15 protein-coding genes are annotated in these 18,357 nt (G+C 67.9%); 7 read left to right on the plus strand and 8 right to left on the minus strand.

The features are described 5' to 3' along the window. Positions 1 to 17 precede the first annotated feature (17 nt). A complete protein-coding gene (gene rplT, locus KTR40_RS07060; protein ID WP_066274920.1) occupies positions 18 to 404 on the plus strand; it encodes a 50S ribosomal protein L20 in 387 nt (128 codons plus the stop codon). 63 nt (positions 405 to 467) lie between these two features. Next, positions 468 to 1,379 (plus strand): RNA methyltransferase, encoded by a 912-nt coding sequence (locus tag KTR40_RS07065; protein WP_228405715.1) that lies wholly within the window; start codon positions 468 to 470, stop codon positions 1,377 to 1,379. Positions 1,380 to 1,479: 100 nt separating this feature from the next. Here the strand turns inward: KTR40_RS07065 and KTR40_RS07070 are convergent, their stop codons facing one another. Next, entirely contained in the window at positions 1,480 to 1,755 is a 276-nt protein-coding gene (locus tag KTR40_RS07070; RefSeq protein WP_066274925.1) for a GlsB/YeaQ/YmgE family stress response membrane protein, read from the minus strand. A gap of 195 nt (positions 1,756 to 1,950) precedes the next feature. Between KTR40_RS07070 and KTR40_RS07075 the strand changes: the two genes are divergently transcribed. Next, a complete protein-coding gene (locus tag KTR40_RS07075; RefSeq protein WP_139028747.1) occupies positions 1,951 to 2,910 on the plus strand; it encodes a cation diffusion facilitator family transporter in 960 nt (319 codons plus the stop codon). 54 nt (positions 2,911 to 2,964) lie between these two features. On the opposite strand, the gene KTR40_RS07080 is transcribed toward KTR40_RS07075, so the two are convergent. Beyond that, complete coding sequence (locus KTR40_RS07080) at positions 2,965 to 4,173, minus strand: MFS transporter (protein ID WP_228405716.1); 1,209 nt, start codon at positions 4,171 to 4,173, stop codon at positions 2,965 to 2,967. Positions 4,174 to 4,332: 159 nt separating this feature from the next. Here KTR40_RS07080 and KTR40_RS07085 point away from each other — a divergent pair, with 159 nt between their 5' ends. Continuing rightward, on the plus strand, positions 4,333 to 4,782 hold the full coding sequence (locus KTR40_RS07085; RefSeq protein ID WP_304940894.1) for a (deoxy)nucleoside triphosphate pyrophosphohydrolase: 450 nt from the start codon (positions 4,333 to 4,335) through the stop codon (positions 4,780 to 4,782). Here the strand turns inward: KTR40_RS07085 and KTR40_RS07090 are convergent. The 3 genes from KTR40_RS07090 to KTR40_RS07100 all read right to left on the minus strand — a co-directional run bounded on the left by KTR40_RS07090 (position 4,779) and on the right by KTR40_RS07100 (position 7,279). Beyond that, positions 4,779 to 5,948, minus strand: coding sequence for an Rv2578c family radical SAM protein (locus KTR40_RS07090; protein WP_228406054.1), 1,170 nt, complete (start codon positions 5,946 to 5,948; stop codon positions 4,779 to 4,781). The genes KTR40_RS07085 and KTR40_RS07090 overlap by 4 nt on opposite strands. A gap of 71 nt (positions 5,949 to 6,019) precedes the next feature. Beyond that, positions 6,020 to 6,793: an SIMPL domain-containing protein gene (locus tag KTR40_RS07095; protein WP_228405717.1), complete on the minus strand. Its 774-nt coding sequence runs from the start codon at positions 6,791 to 6,793 to the stop codon at positions 6,020 to 6,022. A gap of 3 nt (positions 6,794 to 6,796) precedes the next feature. Continuing rightward, positions 6,797 to 7,279, minus strand: a complete 483-nt coding sequence (locus KTR40_RS07100) for a hypothetical protein (RefSeq protein WP_228405718.1) — start codon at positions 7,277 to 7,279, stop codon at positions 6,797 to 6,799. Positions 7,280 to 7,476: 197 nt separating this feature from the next. Here KTR40_RS07100 and pheS point away from each other — a divergent pair, with 197 nt between their 5' ends. From pheS to KTR40_RS07115, 3 genes are read left to right on the plus strand one after another with little or no spacing between them, the layout of a single operon-like run. Then, positions 7,477 to 8,538: a phenylalanine--tRNA ligase subunit alpha gene (pheS, locus tag KTR40_RS07105; RefSeq protein WP_228405719.1), complete on the plus strand. Its 1,062-nt coding sequence runs from the start codon at positions 7,477 to 7,479 to the stop codon at positions 8,536 to 8,538. Positions 8,539 to 8,540: 2 nt separating this feature from the next. Continuing rightward, the gene (pheT, locus tag KTR40_RS07110; RefSeq protein ID WP_228405720.1) at positions 8,541 to 11,084 is read left to right on the plus strand and encodes a phenylalanine--tRNA ligase subunit beta; all 2,544 of its coding nucleotides are present in this window, start codon (positions 8,541 to 8,543) and stop codon (positions 11,082 to 11,084) included. Between the two features lie 19 nt (positions 11,085 to 11,103). Then, positions 11,104 to 11,784, plus strand: coding sequence for a 4'-phosphopantetheinyl transferase superfamily protein (locus KTR40_RS07115; RefSeq protein ID WP_228405721.1), 681 nt, complete (start codon positions 11,104 to 11,106; stop codon positions 11,782 to 11,784). Here KTR40_RS07115 and KTR40_RS07120 read toward each other — a convergent pair. Genes KTR40_RS07120 through KTR40_RS07130 form a run of 3 tightly spaced genes read right to left on the minus strand, consistent with a single transcriptional unit; the run spans position 11,781 to position 18,266 of the window. Then, the gene (locus KTR40_RS07120) at positions 11,781 to 13,160 is read right to left on the minus strand and encodes a M1 family metallopeptidase (protein WP_370633177.1); all 1,380 of its coding nucleotides are present in this window, start codon (positions 13,158 to 13,160) and stop codon (positions 11,781 to 11,783) included. The two genes, KTR40_RS07115 and KTR40_RS07120, sit on opposite strands and share 4 nt — an antisense overlap. 35 nt (positions 13,161 to 13,195) lie before the next feature. After that, entirely contained in the window at positions 13,196 to 17,254 is a 4,059-nt protein-coding gene (locus KTR40_RS07125; protein WP_228405722.1) for a Pls/PosA family non-ribosomal peptide synthetase, read from the minus strand. Positions 17,255 to 17,300: 46 nt separating this feature from the next. Next, entirely contained in the window at positions 17,301 to 18,266 is a 966-nt protein-coding gene (locus tag KTR40_RS07130) for a quinone oxidoreductase (RefSeq protein ID WP_228405723.1), read from the minus strand. Positions 18,267 to 18,357: the final 91 nt, after the last annotated feature.

Below are 18,357 nucleotides of genomic sequence, written 5' to 3' on the forward strand. Positions count from 1 at the left end.
TTCGAAGGAGTACGCACGTGGCACGTGTGAAGAGGGCGGTCAACGCCCACAAGAAGCGCCGGGTTATCCTTGAACGCGCAAAGGGCTACCGTGGACAGCGTTCACGCCTGTACCGCAAGGCCAAAGAGCAGCTGCTGCACTCGTTTGTGTACAGCTACGGCGACCGCAAAAAGAAGAAGGGCGACTTCCGCCGCCTGTGGATCCAGCGCATCAACGCTGCATCCCGCGCCAATGGTCTCACCTACAACCGCCTGATCCAGGGCCTGAAGGCCGCTGAGGTTGAGGTTGACCGCCGCATGCTCGCCGAGCTGGCCGTTTCCGACGCCAACGCCTTCGCTGCACTGGTCAAGGTTGCCAAGGATTCCCTGCCTGCCGACACCTCCGCCAAGAAGGTAGTTGCGTAGCAACTGGCTGTTCCCGTCAGGGGCAGTTCAGGAACCGGTGGCCGCAGCCACTAAAGTTCTTGTATGAACGAAACCGGGCGCCCGCAAGATTTTCCGCTGTCCAATCCCCGAGCTGATCGGGTGAGGGACGTGGCAAAGCTTGCCGGGCGCCCGGCGCGTTTAAAGCGTGGCCTGTTCCTTGCTGAAGGACCGCAGGCTGTCCGCGAAGCCCTCAAACTCCACCAGAAGCGCCTGGCCGCCGGAGCCCCGGGCGTGGTCACCGAGGTCTTTGCCAGCGAAAGCTGCCTGGACCGGTTCCCGGAATTTGAGGAACTGTCCCAAGGGGTCAACGCCCGACTTGCCACTGATGACGTCCTTGCGGCCATGGCGGACACCGTCAATCCGCAGGGGATCGTGGCAGTCTGCCGCTTCCTGGACGTGGCACTGGAAGAGGTGCTCGACGCCGGTCCCCGCCTGGTTGCCGTGCTGTGCCAGGTCCGTGATCCCGGGAACGCGGGAACGGTCCTCCGTGCGGCGGACTCGGCCGGTGCGGACGCCGTCGTCCTCACCTCCTCGAGCGTGGACATCTACAACCCCAAGGCCGTCCGCTCCACCGCGGGATCCCTCTTCCACCTCCCGGTAGTGCTGGGCGCGGACATCGGTGAACTGGTAACCGCGTGCCGGGCACGGGGGATCGGCATCCTGGCGGCGGACGGCTACGGTTCCCTCAACCTCGACACCCTGCAGGACGAGAACGCCCGGCGGCGGCTGACAGGCGGCGGTCCGGAGTCCGCCTATGCCCTGGAGCAGCCCACCGCCTGGCTGTTCGGCAACGAGGCCCAGGGCCTGTCCCAGGAGGAGCTGGCGCTGGCAGACCACAGGGTTGCCGTGCCGGTCTATGGTTCCGCCGAGAGCCTGAACCTGGGTACTGCGGCAACGGTTTGCCTCTACGCCAGCGCGCGGTCGCAGCACCTGCCCGCGCCGGTGACCGCCTAGCCCAAGACCTGGCAGCGCTTCCATGCCGGGTCCTTGCCGGAAAAGATAAGGGCCCCGGATGTCCGGAGCCCTTGCGTAAATGTCGAGTTATCGAAGCGGATCAGGGTGCGCGGGTAGCCTTGCCGCGTCCGGTGATTGCCCCGTAGATGCCGGCAACAACAAGGCCGCCGACGATAGCGAGAATCCAGGTGCCCAGGTCAAAGAAGGCAAGATCGCCCTTGTTGAACAGGAGGCTGCCGATCCAGCCGCCCACAATGGCGCCCACTACACCCAAAACAAGGCTGGTGACCCAGCCGCCGCCAACCCGTCCGGGCATGACGGCCTTAACAATGGCCCCTACGATAAGGCCGAGGATAATCCAAGCAAGAAAACCCATGTCTCCTCCTTATAGTGGCCGGGATCCCTTGGTCCCGATGAGGCTCAAGCTAACATAAGGCCCCGGCAATGTCAGCAGGCTTACGGTTAGTCACTGGTGCATGCAGGGCGTTGCGGCGGGTACGGTAACTACGGGCGGAGCCGAGGCAGGACCCGCAGTTTCCCAGCTGAACCTGACCGGAAAGAGGTGGAGCCCTTGGCTGCAAGTGGCGGTACCAAGGCGGTTGTGGCGGCCCTGGCTGCGAACCTGACCATCGCCGCCCTGAAATTCGTGGCGTATGCACTGACGCTTTCCTCGTCCATGCTCGCCGAAGCCATCCACTCCCTGGCCGACTCCGGCAACCAGATCCTGCTCCTGGTGGGCGGAAAGAAGGCCAAACGGGCACCAAGCCCCGAGCACCCCTTCGGCTACGGCCGGGAGCGCTACATCTACGCCTTCATCGTCTCCATCGTGCTGTTCAGCGTCGGTGGCCTCTTCGCCCTCTACGAGGCATGGGACAAGTTCCAGCACCCGCACGCCATCGAAGGCGGCTTCTGGTGGGTTCCCCTCGCCGTGCTGGTAGGCGCCATCATCGCGGAATCCTTCTCGCTCCGGACAGCCGTCATCGAGTCGAACCATTCCCGCGGAAAGCAGTCCTGGGCCAGGTTCGTGCGCAGTGCCAAGCAGCCTGAGCTGCCGGTGATCCTGTTGGAAGACCTCGGTGCCCTCGTGGGCCTCGTCTTCGCCCTCATTGGCGTCAGCCTGACGCTCATCACCGGGGACGGACTCTGGGATGCGGCCGGCACCGCAATGATCGGCCTGCTGCTGGTGGCCATTGCCGTCGTGCTTGCGCTGGAAACCAAGTCCCTGCTCCTGGGCGAGTCCGCAACCAGGGAGGACGTCGAGAAAATCGCCGCGGCGATCGAAGCCGACGGCGGGCGGATCATCCATCTCAAGACCCTGCACCTTGGGCCGGAGGAACTCCTCGTGGCGGCCAAGATCGCCGTCACCCGCTCTGCCACCGGAGACCAGATCGCCTCGGAAATCGACACAGCGGAGGCACGGATCCGCGCGGCCGTGCCCATTGCACGCGTCATCTACCTGGAGCCCGACCTGCACCGGGCCAACGCCACGGGGACAGGCCAGCAGCCTGCAGCAACAGCCCCGCAGTCGTAAGGCCGGCCTGGCAAATGCTGGCGGCCGGAAGCCGCTGCCAGCCCGGTCCAAGGATCAGGCGGTCAGCGGCTTCCTGCGCTCCAGGAGGCCGCTGGCAATGGCGACGCCGAGTCCCATCACGGCGAGGACAGCGCCTACCAGCGCGGGGGCAACGTATCCCCAGCCCAGGGCGATCACCAGCCCGCCCAGGAAGGCGCCGAGTGCATTGGCCACGTTGAGCGCCGCATGGTTCAGTGACGAGGCAAGGGACGGCGCGTCAGGGGACGCGTCCAGGAGCCTGGTCTGCAGCGCGGGGATCAGCATGGATCCTGATGCGCCCACCACGAACACCATGACGAAGGCGGACCACGGCCAGTGGACTGCGACGGCGTAGACCACCAGGGCAACGGCTATGGCGGGCAACACCTTGTACAGGGTTCCCATCACCGACTTGTCCGCGATCCTGCCGCCCACGATGTTGCCGGCCACCATTCCCAGGCCATACAGCGCCACCACCAGCGGAATCAGCGACGACGGGATGCCCGCCACCAGCGTCATGGTGTGCGCGATGTAGGTGTAGGTGGCGAAGAAGCCGCCAAAGCCCACAATGCCGATCAGGATGGCCAGCCAGACCTGCAGGCGCTTGAGGGCTCCCAGCTCGCGCCGGATGCTTGCGTCCGGGTGGGCGTGGTGGAACGGGACGAACTTCCAGACCAGGGCAAGCGTCAGGAGCCCGATAAATCCCACCATGATGAACAGCAGCCGCCAGCCGTATGTTTGCCCCATCCACGTGGCAAAGGGAACCCCCACCACGTTGGAGATGCTGAGCCCGGCCATCACCATGGAGATCGCCCACCCCCGCCGTGTTGGCGGAACCAGCGAGGCAGCAATGACGGCTGCCACTCCGAAGAACGCGCCGTGGGGCAGGCCCGCAGCAAAGCGCGAGGCCAGCATGGTCCCGTAGTCAGGGGCAAGGAAGGACAGGAAGTTGGCGGCGGTGAAAAACAGCATGAGTCCCAGCGCCAGGTGCTTGCGGGGGAGCTTGGCGCCGACGGCGGCGAGCAGCGGTGCCCCCACCACCACGCCCAGGGCGTAGGCCGAAATGAGGTGTCCGGCTTCCGGCGTCGAAATCCCCAGGCCCTGCTCAACTTCCTTCAGCAGGCCCATCATGGTGAATTCCGTGACGCCGATGCCCACGCCGCCCATGGCGAGGGCAAAGACGGCCATGGCGATGTTGGGGGACCGGGTGGGGGCTGCCGTGGACGTTTCGAGGACGCTGCTCATAGGCCTGCTTTTCGGGGTAGGACGTGATGATGGGACCGATGCCGCGGCAGTGGGGCTGGTAAATCCGGACCCTGCCAACAACCCCGGGAAGGGGGAAGGGTATTCCCGCTGCGGGGACGGTGTGTCCGGCCCCACCATTGTCCCCCATAGAATGAGCCAGTGACTGGACTGATACAGGTGGTAGGCGGAGCCGTCGTTGACAGCCTGACGGAACCCTCCCTGCTGCTGGTGGCGCGGCGCAGCGCGCCTGAAAAGCTGGCTGGCATGTGGGAGTTCCCCGGCGGCAAGGTGGAATCCGGCGAGCAACCGGAAGCGGCACTTGCCCGCGAGCTGTTCGAGGAACTCGGGATCGGCGTGCGGCTCGGCCCCGAGCTTCCGGCGGAGGCGCCGCAAGGCTGGCCGTTGAACGACAGTGCCAGCATGAGGGTGTGGCTGGCGGAAGTGGCCCGCGGGGAAGCCCGGCCGCTTGAAGACCACGATGAACTGCGGTGGGTGGCGCTGTCTGATCCGGAAGCCGTCCTGGGCCTGCCCTGGATACCCGCCGATTTCCCGATCGTCAGGGCGCTTCTTTCCGCCCTGGCAGTGCAGGCAGGGGCTGCGCGCTCCTAGAAGAGCGTTGCCTGTCCTGCTGGTCCGCCCTGGCCTGCCAGCCGGGGAAGCCCCTCCGGCCCTGAAAGCCCTGGCACTCCGGGCTTGCCGGGCGTAGCGGGGCCGGCACCATGGCCTGCCGCTGCCGGAATGGCGCCTGCCGGGTACTCGGCTTCCTCGCCACGGGGGTCGTCCTCCAGGTCCCTGTGGCTGAAGCCGGAAGAATTGCTGAATCCGTGGCGTGCTTTGAAGTACCGTACTTTGCCGGCAAGCCAGGACCGGTACTCCTTGGAGGCGTACGAGCCGGAGCCGTACAGGCGGCGGTAGCGGCCGGCCAGTCCGGGATGGTTGGCGGCAATCCACCTCATGAACCACTCCCTGGTTCCCGGCTTCAGGTACAGGGCTCCGGCGGTGACGCCCGTGGCACCGGCAGCAGCCAATGAAGCGAAAAGAGCGTCAAGGGCCTCATCGCTGTCAGAAAGCCAGGGGAGGATGGGCATGGCCATCACCCCGCAGGGCAGTCCGGCCTCGCGAAGGCGGGACACAAGCTTGAGCCGTGCCCGGGGCCCCGGCGTGCCGGGCTCGACTGCCTCGGAGAGGGCTTCGTCGGTCATGGCCAGGGAAATGCCCAGGCCCACAGGCACCTGGGTTGCGGCGCTCTTCAGCAATGGAATGTCCCTTGCCAGCAGCGTCCCCTTGGTGAGGATGGAGAGGGGAGTGCCTGACTCGGCAAGGGCGGTGATGATCCCGGGCATCAACCGGTATCGGCCCTCGGCACGCTGGTAGGGATCCGTGTTGGTGCCGAGCGCCACCTGGTGGCGGCCCCAGGATGGTTTGGCGAGTTCCTTGCGGAGGACCTCCGCGGCGTTGACCTTGACCACCACCTGGCTGTCGAAGTCCAGGCCGGCGTCGAAATCCAGGTAAGTGTGGCTCTTGCGCGCGAAGCAATAGACGCAGGCATGGCTGCAGCCGCGGTAGGGGTTGATGGTCCACTCAAACGGCATCCTGGAGCCGGGCGGCACTTTGTTGAGCACCGATTTGGCGGTGACCTCGTGGAAAGTGATGCCGGCGAACTCGGGTGTGGTGACAGAGCGGACCAGGCCAGCCAAGGGAAGCAGGGGTGGGGAAGCGGTGTCCGGAGCAGTTCCTGCGGGCCGGGGCATCAGTGCTTGGGCGTCCCATCTCATGCCCTCCATTCGAATCTATGTTCGAAGCAAAGTCAAGCATGCCTGCCCCGCGTCGACGAACCGCAACGCACTTAGGGGAGGTCCAGGAGCTCCCACACCACGGTGATGGACATGGCCACCGTCGAATCCCCGGTTTCCACGGCGAGGGATTCCACCGAAGCGGCGCGTTGCATCCGCGCCAGCGGCACCGGACCCTGGACAGGGATGTTGTCCTCAATGGAAAGCACCCGTCCCAGCCGGGCCGAGGCAAGCCGGGCATACTGCTGCGCCGTACTTGCCGCATCCACCCACGCAGCTTCACGGGCCCGTGCCCGCACCGCGGCGTCGTCGCTGAACGTGAGTTCGAGGCCGTTCAGCCGGACCTCGTTGCCGCCCGCCTCGACGGCTCCGGAGATCGCGGCGGATGCGGAGCCAGGCGTCCGCAACCTTACTGTGAGGGTGCTGGCTGCAACATACCCCGTCAGACGCTGGCCCTCCCCTTCCCTCCACGCGAGGTCCGCCCGCACGTTCAGGCCGGCAGTGCGGACGTCCGCACCATCGACGCCGTGCCGGCGGAACGCGGACGCAACGGCCTCCGAGCTGGCGCCGGCGCGGGAGTAGGCGGCCTCCACCGAGTCGGCGCGGCACTCCACCCCGATGGACACCACCATGAGATCAGGGGCAGCGGCCGCCGAGCCGGTCCCGGTGACTGTGACGGTGCCGAACCGGTCAGCGCCGCGCGGAGGACCGCCGGGCGCGTGGGTGCCGCCCGGACCATTCCCGGGGAAACCCGGGCCGCCGGGCTGATAGCCGGCCGCCCCGAAGCCGTCCTCTGCCTCCCTGCCGCTGCTGGAATCCGCTGCCATGGGTCACGCCTCCGCTTCAGCCGGCCCGCGGCGCCGGCGGCGGGGGCGCACGTGCTCGGGATAGCCGCCGGCGGCCAGTCCGGCGTCCCGTTCAAAGATGTTGGCCGTCCCAGGGTTCCCGGTGCGCAGCAACGACCACCCGGCGCTGAGGAGATACAACGGCAGGAACGGGAAACCCAGGCACCAGGCGTACTGGCTGCAGTGCCGTTCCTCGTGGCCCAGCAGGGCCGGCTGCAACTGCAGGTTGTCGGCGGGGCAGCGGCACAGCACCACGTTGCCCAGGGTGAACGCCCCCGCGAACGGCAGCCGCCACCCGTACCCGCCGGCGAGGACCAGGCCCCGCGGTCCGCTGCGGATGTCCGTACGCGCTGCAAGGGCGACGGCGAGGCCAAGGACCGTGCTGCCGTTGGCCAGGTTGGCGGCCTGCCTCAGCCGCTGGGCGGCCGTGAGGCGCTCCTGTGCCCGCTGGCTTCGAGGCGCTGTCATGAGGCCATGCTAGCCGGACGGTTCAATTAGACTGGAGGATAGTGGCCGCCGGTTCTGCCGGTGGGCCCTGACCTGGTCATTGAATGCCCTGCCCTTGGGGCTTTCATCCATGACCTGCCAGTGATGGACGCGCCGCCGGGAAACCGCGCAGGCTGCGCCATTCACCGGCAGCCACGACTCGTAGCTAAGAACAGTAGATGACTGAAACTTTGCCGGGCGCCGCCATCCCGAACCCCACGGATGAAGCCGCCATCACTGCCGCTGTAGACCAGGCCGTCGCCGCCATCGCCGGCGCGGCCACCCTTGACGAGCTGAAGGCGGTGCGCCTCGCCCACACCGGCGAGAAGTCCCCCCTCAGCCTTGCCAACCGCGAAATCGGCAAGCTGCCCAAGGACCAGAAGGCCGTGGCCGGAAAGCTTATGGGCTCCTCCCGCGGGCGGGTCAACAAGGCGCTCGCGGACCGCACCGCCGAGCTGGAAGCCGAAAATGACGCCCGGATCCTGCTCGAAGAGACGGTGGACGTCACCGCCGCCCCGCGCCGTCGTCGTGCCGGTGCCCGGCACCCCCTGTCCACCCTCCAGGACCGCGTCTCGGACATCTTCGTCGGCATGGGCTGGGAAATCGCCGAGGGCCCGGAAGTGGAATCGGAGTGGTTCAACTTTGACGCACTGAACTTCAAGCCGGACCACCCGGCCCGCGAAATGCAGGACACCTTCTTCGTGGAGCCGCCCGAGGCCCACCTGCTGATGCGCACCCACACGTCCCCGGTGCAGGTCCGCTCCATGCTGGAACGCGAGCTGCCCATCTACGTGCTGTGCCCCGGAAAAGTGTTCCGCACGGACGAGCTCGACGCCACGCACACGCCGGTGTTCCACCAGTTCGAAGGCCTCGCCATTGATAAAAAGCTCAGCATGGCGGACCTCCGCGGCACCCTGGAACACTTCGCCCGGCAGATGTTCGGCGGCGAAGCCCAGATCCGCCTGCGCCCCAATTACTTCCCCTTCACGGAGCCCTCTGCCGAGCTGGACATCTTCCACCCGGGCGCCAAGGGCGGACCGGCATGGATCGAGTGGGGCGGCTGCGGCATGGTCAACCCCAACGTGCTCCGCGCCGCGGGCATCGACCCCGACGTCTATTCAGGTTTTGCCTTCGGCATGGGCATCGAGCGGACCCTGATGTTCCGCAACGAGGTCGGCGACATGCGCGACATGATCGAAGGCGATGTACGTTTCAGCGAGCACTTCGGGATGGAGATCTAACAGTGCGTATCCCAATTTCCTGGCTGCGTGAATTTGCAGAGGTACCGGCCGGAGCAACGGCCGAAGACGTGATGGCCGAACTGGTCAAGGTGGGCTTCGAGGAAGAGGACGTCCACCGTCCCACGGACACCCTGAAGGGCCCCATCGTGGTGGGCCAGGTCCTCAGCATCGTCAAGGAACCGCAGACCAACGGCAAGACCATCAACTGGTGCCAGGTCCGTGTGGTCCCCGAGGGCCAGGAGCAGACGCTCACCGGCGACGGCATTGACCCGTCCGGCGTGCAGGGCATCATCTGCGGCGCCCACAACTTCGTGGAAGGCGACAAAGTGGTGGTCACCCTTCCCGGCGCCGTGCTGCCCGGCGACTTCCACATCTCCGCGCGGAGGACGTACGGCCACCTGTCCGCCGGCATGATCGCCTCCGTCCGCGAGTTGGGCATCGGCGAGGACCACGACGGCATCCTGGTGCTGTCCCGGATCGGGCTGGACCCCGAGGTGGGCACGGACGCCATGGAACTGCTTGGCCTCTACGATGAAGCCGCGGAAATCAATGTCACCCCGGACCGGGGCTACGCCTTCTCCATCCGCGGGGTAGCCCGGGAGTATGCCCACGCCACGGGCACCGCCTTCACGGATCCCGCGTCGCGCGTCGACGCTCCCGCGGAGCTTTCCGGCGGCTACGGCGTCAAGCTCAACGACGACGCCCCCATCTACGGGAACCCTGGCTGCGACCGGTTCGTGGCCCGGACCGTCCGCGGCGTGGACGCCACCAGGCCCACCCCGCCGTGGATGGTGTCCCGCCTCCGCCTGGCCGGCATCCGCTCCATCTCCCTGCCGGTGGACATCTCCAATTACGTGATGCTGGAACTTGGCCAGCCCACGCACTGCTACGACCTGGACAAGCTGTCCGGGGACATCGTGGTGCGCCGGGCCGCGGCCGGCGAGAAGATCACCACCCTCGATGACAAGGTGCGCACCCTCGATGCCGAGGACCTGCTGATCACCGATGACTCCGGCGCCATCGGCATCGCCGGCGTGATGGGCGGGGCGGACACCGAGGTGGGGGACTCGACGTCGAACATCCTGGTTGAGGCCGCGCACTTCGACGAGGTGTCCATCTCCCGTTCCCGCCGCCGCCACAAGCTGCCGTCCGAAGCGTCCAAGCGCTTCGAGCGCGGTGTGGACTGGCAGGTTGCCGGCACCGCCGCCCAGCGCGTGGTGGACCTCCTGGTGGAGCTCGCCGGAGGCACGGCAGACGAAGCGGGAACCGACGTGGGAACCGCCCCCGACTCTGTCACCATCGAACTTCCGGCTGCCTTCGCGGCCGCCCGGATCGGCATCGACTTCACCGAAGAGCAGATCACCACCTCCCTGGAGGACCTGGGCGCAGCCGTGGTGAAGAACGACGACGGCTGGAGCGTCACGGCCCCCAGTTGGCGCCACGACCTGGAGACCAAAGAGGACCTCTCCGAGGAGATCGCCCGCCTGGTGGGCTACGACCAGATTCCCGCCACGCTGCCTGTGGCACCTCCCGGCCGCGGCCTGACCCGCGTGCAGCAGCAGCGCCGCCGCCTGATCCAGGCGCTGGCTGATGCCGGGCTCACCGAAGTCCTGGCCTACCCCTTCGTGTCCAAGGCGGCCAACGACACCTTCGGCGTGCCTGAACAGGGTGCTGCCCGGACCGCGGTCAAGCTGGCAAACCCGATCAGCGAGGAGCAGGGCTTCCTGCGGACTTCCATCCTGCCCGGGCTGATCGAGGTGGCCAAGCGGAACCACTCCCGCGGGTTCCGGGACCTGGCACTCTTCGAATCGGGCCTGGTGTTCCACCCGTCCGAGAAGACGGGCACCGACGCCATCCCGCCGCTGGGCGCCAAGCCTGCCGATGAGGTGCTGGATGCGCTGTACGACGGCGTCCCCGCCCAGCCGTTCCACCTCGCCGCAGTCCTCACTGGCCATGATTCACCCGCCGCACCGGGGCACACGCCGCGGCTGTGGGACTGGGCTGACGCCGTGGACGTCGCCCGCCTCGCCGGCGACGTCCTGGGCGTGGACATTGTGGTCAGCCAGGGCGCGCACCAGGCGTTCCACCCGGGCCGCGCCGCAAAGCTCTCGCTCCGCAGCGGTGAAGTGGTGGGCTATGCCGGTGAACTGCACCCCAAACTGCTGGCCGCCGCGGACATGCCGCCCCGCTCCGTAGCCCTCGAGCTCAACGCCGACGCGCTGTTCGATGCTGCGCCTGATGTCATTGTGGCGAAACACATCTCCACGTTCCCCGTAGCCACCCAGGACGTGGCGCTGGTGGTTCCCGCCGGGATTCCGGCCGATGAGGTACTGGCCGCCCTCCGCGAGGGTGCCGGAGAACTGCTGGAGGACGTTGCGCTCTTCGACGTCTACGCCGGCAAGGGGATCGAGGAAGGCAAGAAGTCCCTGGCCTTCGGACTCCGGTTCCGTGCCAACGACCGCACCCTGACGGCGGACGAGGCCTCGGCTGCACGCGAGAGCGCCGTCGCCCTGGCCGCTGAGCGCTTCGGCGCGGTCCAGCGCTAGGCGGTATCACCCAAGTCCCATGGACGCCAGGCTGGCCCTGCGGGCAGTGGACATCGCAACCGATGTCCACTGCCCGCAGGCGCAGCAGGATTGCCTGGAAGGATTCATGGAAGGGCTCGTCCCCGGACCCGCTGAACAACTGCGGGCAGCGGCCATGGATCCGGCTGCGGCCCGGCGGTTCCTGGCCGGCAGGGCAGCACTGCGCCGTTTCGCCGGCGACGTGCTCGGTCTCCCGGCATCGCAGCTGCAGCCCTCCTACTCCTGCCCCCAATGCGGTTCCGGACCCGGCCTCTCCCATGGCCGCCCGGGCTTCCTGCATCGCGGCCGTCCGGCGCCCCTGCTGCTAAGCATGGCCAGGACCGGCAACTGGGTCCTGCTGGCGGCAGTCTCCCCGCCCGGCAGGGGAGAGCGGCTGGGGGTGGACGCCGAGGATCCGGGACGGTTCGGCTTCGAGGGGTTCGACGCCGTGGCCTTGACCCCCTCCGAGAGGCTCACCCTTGCAGGACTTCACGGCGGGGCGCTGCTGCGGGAACGGGCCCGGCTCTGGAGCCGTAAGGAGGCCTGGCTCAAGATGACTGGCGACGGGCTCAGGGTGGATCCCAGGACGGTGGCCGCACTGGAGGAACCTGGAGTGCGGGACCTGCCGTCCACCGCAACCGGCCTGCCGGCGTCGCTGGTTGCTGCCGTGGCCCTGGGCTAGGCCAGCCGGCTCCGCGCGGCGGGCAGCGGCGGAAGCGCAAGCTCAAAGAGCCACGGGTGGAGCACTGCCTCGGCGTCAATGCCAGCAACACCGTTGGCGATCAGGATGAAGTCGGCCGTTGAGACGGTGCCGTGGCGGTGGGTCCTGGTCCATTCCTGCAACAGGGTAAAGAACGCAAGGTCCCCGCAGTGCATGCGGAGCGCGTGCAGCGCCAGTGCCCCGCGCTTGTAGACACGGTCGTCAAACATCAGGGCCGGTCCGGGGTCTCCGATGAGCAGGTCCTGCCCGGCGGCGGAAAGCCTGCGCCAAGCCGCAGCCGCCCTGTCGTGGGTGGCCATCACGCCGGCCGCCTCGGACCAGATCCATTCGGCGTAGCAGGCAAACCCCTCGTGAAGCCAGATGTCGTGCCACCCGCCGACTGTGAGCGAATTTCCAAACCACTGGTGCGAGAGTTCGTGGGCGATCAGCCGTTGGGCGTCCCAGTCCAGGCTGAGATGGTTGCGGCCCAGAATGGCCATTGTCTGGGCCTCCAGCGGAATTTCCAGGACATCGTCCGCCACCACAACCGTGTACTCGGAAAACGGGTAGGGCCCAAAGCAGCTGACGAACGTGCGCATCATGTCCGGCTGCAGGCGCAGCCCCTGGCGGGCCGCGGCTGCCAGGGCAGGCGGGACTGCGGCGGTTTGGCGCACGCCCGGGGCGACCCCCGGGTCGAGGACCAGGGATTCGTACCGGCCGATCTGGACCGTGGCCAGGTAGGTGGCCATCGGCTCCTCCTGCTCGTAGGTCCAGGTCTCCCGGCTTGCCCTGATGCTGTGGCCCACCAGCGTGCCGTTGCAGACGGCACGGTAATTGGCGTCGGTAGTCACCGCGATCCGGTAGCTTGCCTTGCTCCGCGGATGGTCGTTGCACGGAAACCACGACGGCGCGCCGTTGGGCTGGCCGGCCACCAGTACGCCGTCGGTCAGTTCCTCCCAGCCCACTTCACCCCACAGCCCGCGGCGCGGAGCAGGATTGCCCTCATAGCGGACGTCTATTGTGAACGTTTCGCCCGGGGCGAGGTCGGCGTCCAAATGGACCACCAGTTGTTCTGCCCGCTGCGCGAAGCGCCGCACGCGCCGCCCGTTCATCTGCACTTTGACGGCGCGAAGGCCCGCCAGGTCCAGGACGACGGCGGACGCCTGCCTGGCTGCCGTGGCGTAGATGACGGCACGGCCGGTGAGCCGGTTGGCGGCCATCCGGTAGTCGAGGTCCAGCTCGTAGCGGGACACCCGGTACGAGTCGGTACCGTGGCCCGGCATGTAGCGGTCGGACAGCACCCCCGGGATGGCCGTCCCGGTGGCGGGTCCGGACGCTGCTGGTTCAGGAAGACTCATGGACGCGGGCCTCAATCACAAACGGTGGCGAATACTTACTTCAGGCGGGGTGCAGGAACACCGGGGCCGGCCCACGGACTGACGGGGTTGCCCATCCAGTAGGTTCCGGCCGGTACCGTTTCCCCGCGCATTACCAGGGAGGCCGGTCCCACCGTTCCGCCGTGGCCGATGCGCGCCTGCGGGAGGATGACACCGTGCGGTCCCATCGTTGCGCCGTCTTCGAGCGTAACAGGGCCGATGCTCATGATGCGGTCGTGGAACAGGTGCGTCTGCACGACGCAGCCTCGGTTGACGGTGGAGTTCGCCCCAAGGGTGACCAGGTCGGCTTCCGGCAGCCAGTAGCTCTCGCACCATGTTCCGGAGCCAATCCTGGCGCCCAGGGCGCGCAGCCACCAGACAAGGGCCGGCGTGCCGGTGGCTGCCCGGGCGAACCACGGCGCGCTGACCATTTCAATGAATGTATCCACTACTTCGTTCCGCCAGATGAACGAGCTCCAGAGCGGGTGTTCCCCGGCCCTGATGCGGCCGACGAGCAGCCATTTGGCAACCACTGCACTGGCAGCAGCCACGGCACCGGCCAGCAGCATCACCATGCCTCCCAGCAGGGCCGCCGGGGCGTAGCCCAAGGATGCGGCGAGCCAGTCCAGGGCCAGCAGCACGCCCACGGCGAGGCCCACCGTGAGCGCCACGGGAACGAACCGGCAGGCCTCCCACAACGCACGTGCCAGCTTCAGCCTGGCTGGCGGCTGGTAGGTGAGCGAACTGTCCGAGGCGATGGCCGTGCGCCGCAGCCGTACGGGCGGGCTGCCCAGCCAGGAGGTTCCGGACTTCGCTTTCGAAGGTGTCGCGGACAGGACGGCCACCAGCGAGTTCTTGGGAACATTGCGGCCCGCCCCCGTCATGCCCGAGTTGCCCAGGAACGAGCGCTTGCCGATCTTGGCCGGTGCGATCCGCAACCAGCCGCCGCCAAGCTCGTAGGAGGCCACCATCGTGTCATCCGCCAGGAACGCGCCCTCTCCCACGGTGGTCATCTTGGGAACCAGCAGCACGGTGGAGGCCTCCACGTTCCTGCCGACCTTTGCTCCGAGCAGGCGAAGCCAGACGGGCGTAAAGAGGCTGGCATAGACGGGAAACAGGAGGTCCCGGGCCAGGTCCAGGACACGTTCGGTAGCCCAGATCTGCCAGCCGATCCGGCTCCGCACGCGGTAGTAGCCCTCCCGCAGGCCCAGCCCAAGCAGGCGCGTGGTTCCCAGGACCAGCAGCAGGTTGGCGGTGAACCAGACCAGGGCGGCAAGGGGCAGGGAGGCCAGCAGGGGCAACCAGGCCTCGGACAGTGAGCTGTGGCCCCGGATGAACAGGAAGGCCACCAGGCAGGCAGCGCCAGCGGAAACGTAGGGGATCATGGCCAGCAGTGCGCTGGCGGCGGCGAAGGCTGTGAACCAGAGCCGGGCCAGCAATGCACCGGTGGCCGGCTGGGCGGGCCAGTTCTGCTTCGCTTTGCCGCGGCGTTCCGCCGGTGAACCGGCCACTACCTGGCCTGCCTTGACCTTGCCCAGGACCGCCGAGCCGGGCTCCACCTGGCCGCCGGCGCCGATGCTGGCGCCGGGCATCAGGGTGCTCCGGGCGCCTACCGTGGCGCCTGCGCCGATCCGGATGGCTCCGATGTGCACGCTGTCACCGTCGATCCACCATCCCGACAGGTCAACTTCGGGCTCCACGTTGGCTCCGGTGCCCAGCGACAGGAGACCGGTGACGGGCGGCAGCGAGTGCAGGTTGACGTTGCTGCCGATTTTCGCGCCCAGGGCCCTTGCGTAGTAGGGCACCCAGGGTGCGCTGGCCAGGCTGACCGCACCCGCGAGGTCCTGGATCTGCTCAGCCAGCCACAGCCGGAGGTGGACTTTCCCGGATCTGGGATAGGTGCCCGGCTTGACGTTCCGGAGCAGGATCCGGGCCGCTGCAACGGAGATGAGCATGCGCCCGGCAGGGCTGACGAACACCAGCCAGGACGCACCCACCCACCACCAGGACACCGTGGCCGCAGCGGTGAAGCCGGCCAGCCCCGCCAGGAGGTTGTTCGCCGCCATCAGGTACGTCAGCCACCGCATGCCCACGAGGATGTGGAGCGGGACGCCCATCAGCGTCTGGAAAACCTGGGACTTCCGGGCGGTGGGCCGGACCGTGCGCGCTTTGGCAGGGCCGGCGGGGGCGCCGTCCGGCAGTGACTGACGGGCTACATCGATCAGGGCCCCGACGCGGGGCGTGGCGTAGATGTCTGCCACAGTGATCGTGGGGTAGCGGACCCGCAGCGCAGAGACGAGCTGCGCCGCGGCAAGGGATCCGCCCCCGGCCGCAAAAAAATCCGCGTCGAGGCTGGTTGCCTTACTGCCCAGGACAGCGCCCCACTGGTCAACGATCCACTGGGCGTCATCGGGAAGGTTCACCAGGGCGGGGCCTGCGTCGTCGGCTCCGCTGCCGGGGAGCGGCCAGGGCAGGGCATTGCGGTCCACCTTGCCGCTGGTCTTGGTGGGCAGGGAGTCGACGACGGCCAGCAGCGGAATCAACGCAGCTGGAAGGCTGTCCGCGAGGAGCCTGCGGGCGGCGGCCAGGTCCAGCCCAGCAGGCCCGGCCGGCGCAAGGTACCCCACGAGGATCTGGTTCCCGGCCGCCGTCGTCCGGACCGCGGCCGCAGCGCCCGCGATCCCTGGCAGTGCCTGCAGGGCTGCGTCGATTTCTCCCAGTTCGATGCGCCGTCCGCCCAGCTTGACCTGTTCGTCGGCGCGGCCCATAAAGATGAGGCCCTCGGCTTCAAAGCGGACAAGGTCCCCCGAGCGGTAGGCGCGGTCCCAGCCGAGCGTGGGAAAGGACGCATACTTTTCGGCGTCCTTGGCCGCGTCAAGATAGCGGGCAAGCCCAACGCCGCCGATGATGAGCTCGCCAATGCCTCCCGGGGGAACGGGAATCCCGCTGCCGTCCACCACGGCCAGATCCCAGCCGTCCAGCGGGAGGCCGATCCGCACCGGACCCGGGCCGCCCAGGCGCGCAGCGCAGGCCACGACCGTGGCCTCGGTGGGGCCGTAGGTGTTCCACACTTCCCGGCCGTCCACGGCCAGCCGCTCCGCGAGTTCCGGCGGGCACGCCTCCCCGCCGAAGATCAGCAGCCGGACGTTTTCGAGCGCTTCGGCGGGCCAGAGGGCAGCCAGGGTAGGGACGGTGGATACAACCGTGATGCCGTGGCTGATGAGCCAGGGGCCAAGATCCATGCCGGTCCGCACCAGGGCACGGGGCGCAGGGACCAGGCAGGCGCCGTGCCGCCACGCAAGCCACATTTCCTCGCAGGACGCGTCGAACGCCACGGACAGCCCCGCCAGCACCCGGTCCGCCGTCCCAATCGGTTCCGCAGGTAGGAAGATCCGGGCTTCGGCGTCCACGAACGCGGCAGCAGAACGGTGCCGTACGGCAACGCCCTTCGGGGTTCCGGTTGAACCGGAGGTGAAGATCACCCACGCGTCGTCGTCCACGTGCGCGGTCCGGGCTGCCGGATAAGGGGCGGGCCTGCTGCCGGTGAGGCTGATTCCCTTTTCCGTGACGACGGCGGCCACCCCGGCTTCCCCGAAGACGAGCCTGGCGCGTTCCTCGGGGTCGTCCGCGTCCACGGGGACATAGGCGGCACCGATGAGCAGGATGGCGAGGATGGAAACGTACAACCTGTTGGTGCCGGAGGGGATCCGCACACCGATCCTGTCCCCGGCGCCCAGCCCAGCCAGGTGCATCTCCCGCCCGGCGGCGCGGACTTCGGCCAGCAGCTGGGCGTAGCTCAGCGACTTGTGGCCGTCGTCGAGGGCCGACGCGTCGGGATAGCGCTCCGCCGTGTCCAGCAGGATGTCAACCAGCGTCCGTGCCGGGGGAGCGGCAGCAGAGCCCGCCAGCTGTGGCCGGTAACGGGCCCGCCCGCGGAACTTGTCCGGGGCCTGTTCCGCGGCATAGCCGTCGGCTGCCCGGCTGCTGCTTTGTTGCTCGGTCACCTGGGCAGTGTCCCGGGGCAAGATGAACGGAAAGTGTCCAGGTTTGCCGGCCGTCCGTCCGTTGTTCGGCATGAGTTCATCGCGGTTCCTTAGTGTGCCCCCCCAAAAGCGGCTGGCCCTATGGAACCAGGACCACCTTGCCGGTGGTCCGGCGCCCCTCGAGGTCGCGGTGAGCCTGGGCGGCCTCAGCCAGCGGGTACTGTCCGCCCACCCTCACTTTCAGGCTGCCGTTGGCGGCGGCCGCGAAGATTTCGTCCGAACGCCAGCGCCGTTCCGCCGCGTCCAGCAGGTGGTGCGCAATGGTTGGCCGGGTCAGGAAGAGCGAGCCGCCCGCGTTAAGGCGCTGCGGGTCCACCGGGGGAACGGGACCCGAGGCTGCGCCGAAAAGCACCAATGTCCCCCTGACGCGCAGGGCGGCCAGCGAGCCGTCGAACGTGTCCTTTCCCACGCCGTCGTACACGACGTCGGCACCCTTGCCGTTGGTGATGTCCCTGACGGCATCGGTAAATCCCTCGTAGCGCAGCACATGGTCCGCGCCGGCGTCGAGGGCGAGCCGTTCTTTTTCATCCGTGGATACGGTGGTGACCACGGTGGCACCCTTGGCCTTGAGCAGCTGGGTCATCAGCAGGCCAACGCCGCCGGCGCCGGCGTGGAGCAGCACAGTGTGCCCGGGCTCCACCTTGAAAGTGGAGTTAATCAGGAAATGGGCCGTCATTCCCTGCAGCGGGAGGGCGGCAGCGGTGAGGTCGTCGAGTCCCTCCGGCACGGGCAGGGCCTTGTCCGCATCCACCAGCGCGTAGCCGGCGTAGCAGGCGGTGCCCTCGGCGGTGGCCACCCGGTGTCCTTCCGCGAAGCCGGTCACGCCTTCGCCAAGTCCGGCAACCGTCCCCGCCGCCTCAGAGCCCGGCGTAAAGGGATACGGGACCTTGTACACGCCGCTGCGCTTGTAGGTATCGATGAAATTCACTCCTGCCGCACCAACTTTGACCAACAGCTGGCCAGGGCCCGGGAGCGGCCGGTCCACCTCTACATATTCGAGGACTTCCGGGCCGCCCGCCTGCCGTGCGACGATTGCATGCGTCATGGCTCTCCTTCCCCGGGCCCGGCCTTTCCAGCCCCGGCTGCAGGTTCCATCCTAGGGAACCCCGCAGGGAAAGCTTGCAGGGAAAAGCTGC

The organism is Pseudarthrobacter sp. L1SW, assembly GCF_020809045.1.
GTDB lineage: Bacteria > Actinomycetota > Actinomycetes > Actinomycetales > Micrococcaceae > Arthrobacter.

What these genes read in the sequence shown, in the direction of transcription:
- KTR40_RS07090 (WP_228406054.1), bottom strand. Translation starts at nt 5,948, where the DNA reads ATGAGATGGGACGCCCAAGCACTGATGCCCCGGCCCGCAGGAACTGCT.
- KTR40_RS07100 (WP_228405718.1), bottom strand. Translation starts at nt 7,279, where the DNA reads ATGACAGCGCCTCGAAGCCAGCGGGCACAGGAGCGCCTCACGGCCGCC.
- KTR40_RS07125 (WP_228405722.1), bottom strand. Translation starts at nt 17,254, where the DNA reads ATGCCGAACAACGGACGGACGGCCGGCAAACCTGGACACTTTCCGTTC.
- KTR40_RS07065 (WP_228405715.1), top strand. Translation starts at nt 468, where the DNA reads ATGAACGAAACCGGGCGCCCGCAAGATTTTCCGCTGTCCAATCCCCGA.
- KTR40_RS07070 (WP_066274925.1), bottom strand. Translation starts at nt 1,755, where the DNA reads ATGGGTTTTCTTGCTTGGATTATCCTCGGCCTTATCGTAGGGGCCATT.
- KTR40_RS07095 (WP_228405717.1), bottom strand. Translation starts at nt 6,793, where the DNA reads ATGGCAGCGGATTCCAGCAGCGGCAGGGAGGCAGAGGACGGCTTCGGG.
- KTR40_RS07130 (WP_228405723.1), bottom strand. Translation starts at nt 18,266, where the DNA reads ATGACGCATGCAATCGTCGCACGGCAGGCGGGCGGCCCGGAAGTCCTC.
- pheS (WP_228405719.1), top strand. Translation starts at nt 7,477, where the DNA reads ATGACTGAAACTTTGCCGGGCGCCGCCATCCCGAACCCCACGGATGAA.
- KTR40_RS07115 (WP_228405721.1), top strand. Translation starts at nt 11,104, where the DNA reads ATGGACGCCAGGCTGGCCCTGCGGGCAGTGGACATCGCAACCGATGTC.
- KTR40_RS07080 (WP_228405716.1), bottom strand. Translation starts at nt 4,173, where the DNA reads ATGAGCAGCGTCCTCGAAACGTCCACGGCAGCCCCCACCCGGTCCCCC.
- KTR40_RS07120 (WP_370633177.1), bottom strand. Translation starts at nt 13,160, where the DNA reads ATGAGTCTTCCTGAACCAGCAGCGTCCGGACCCGCCACCGGGACGGCC.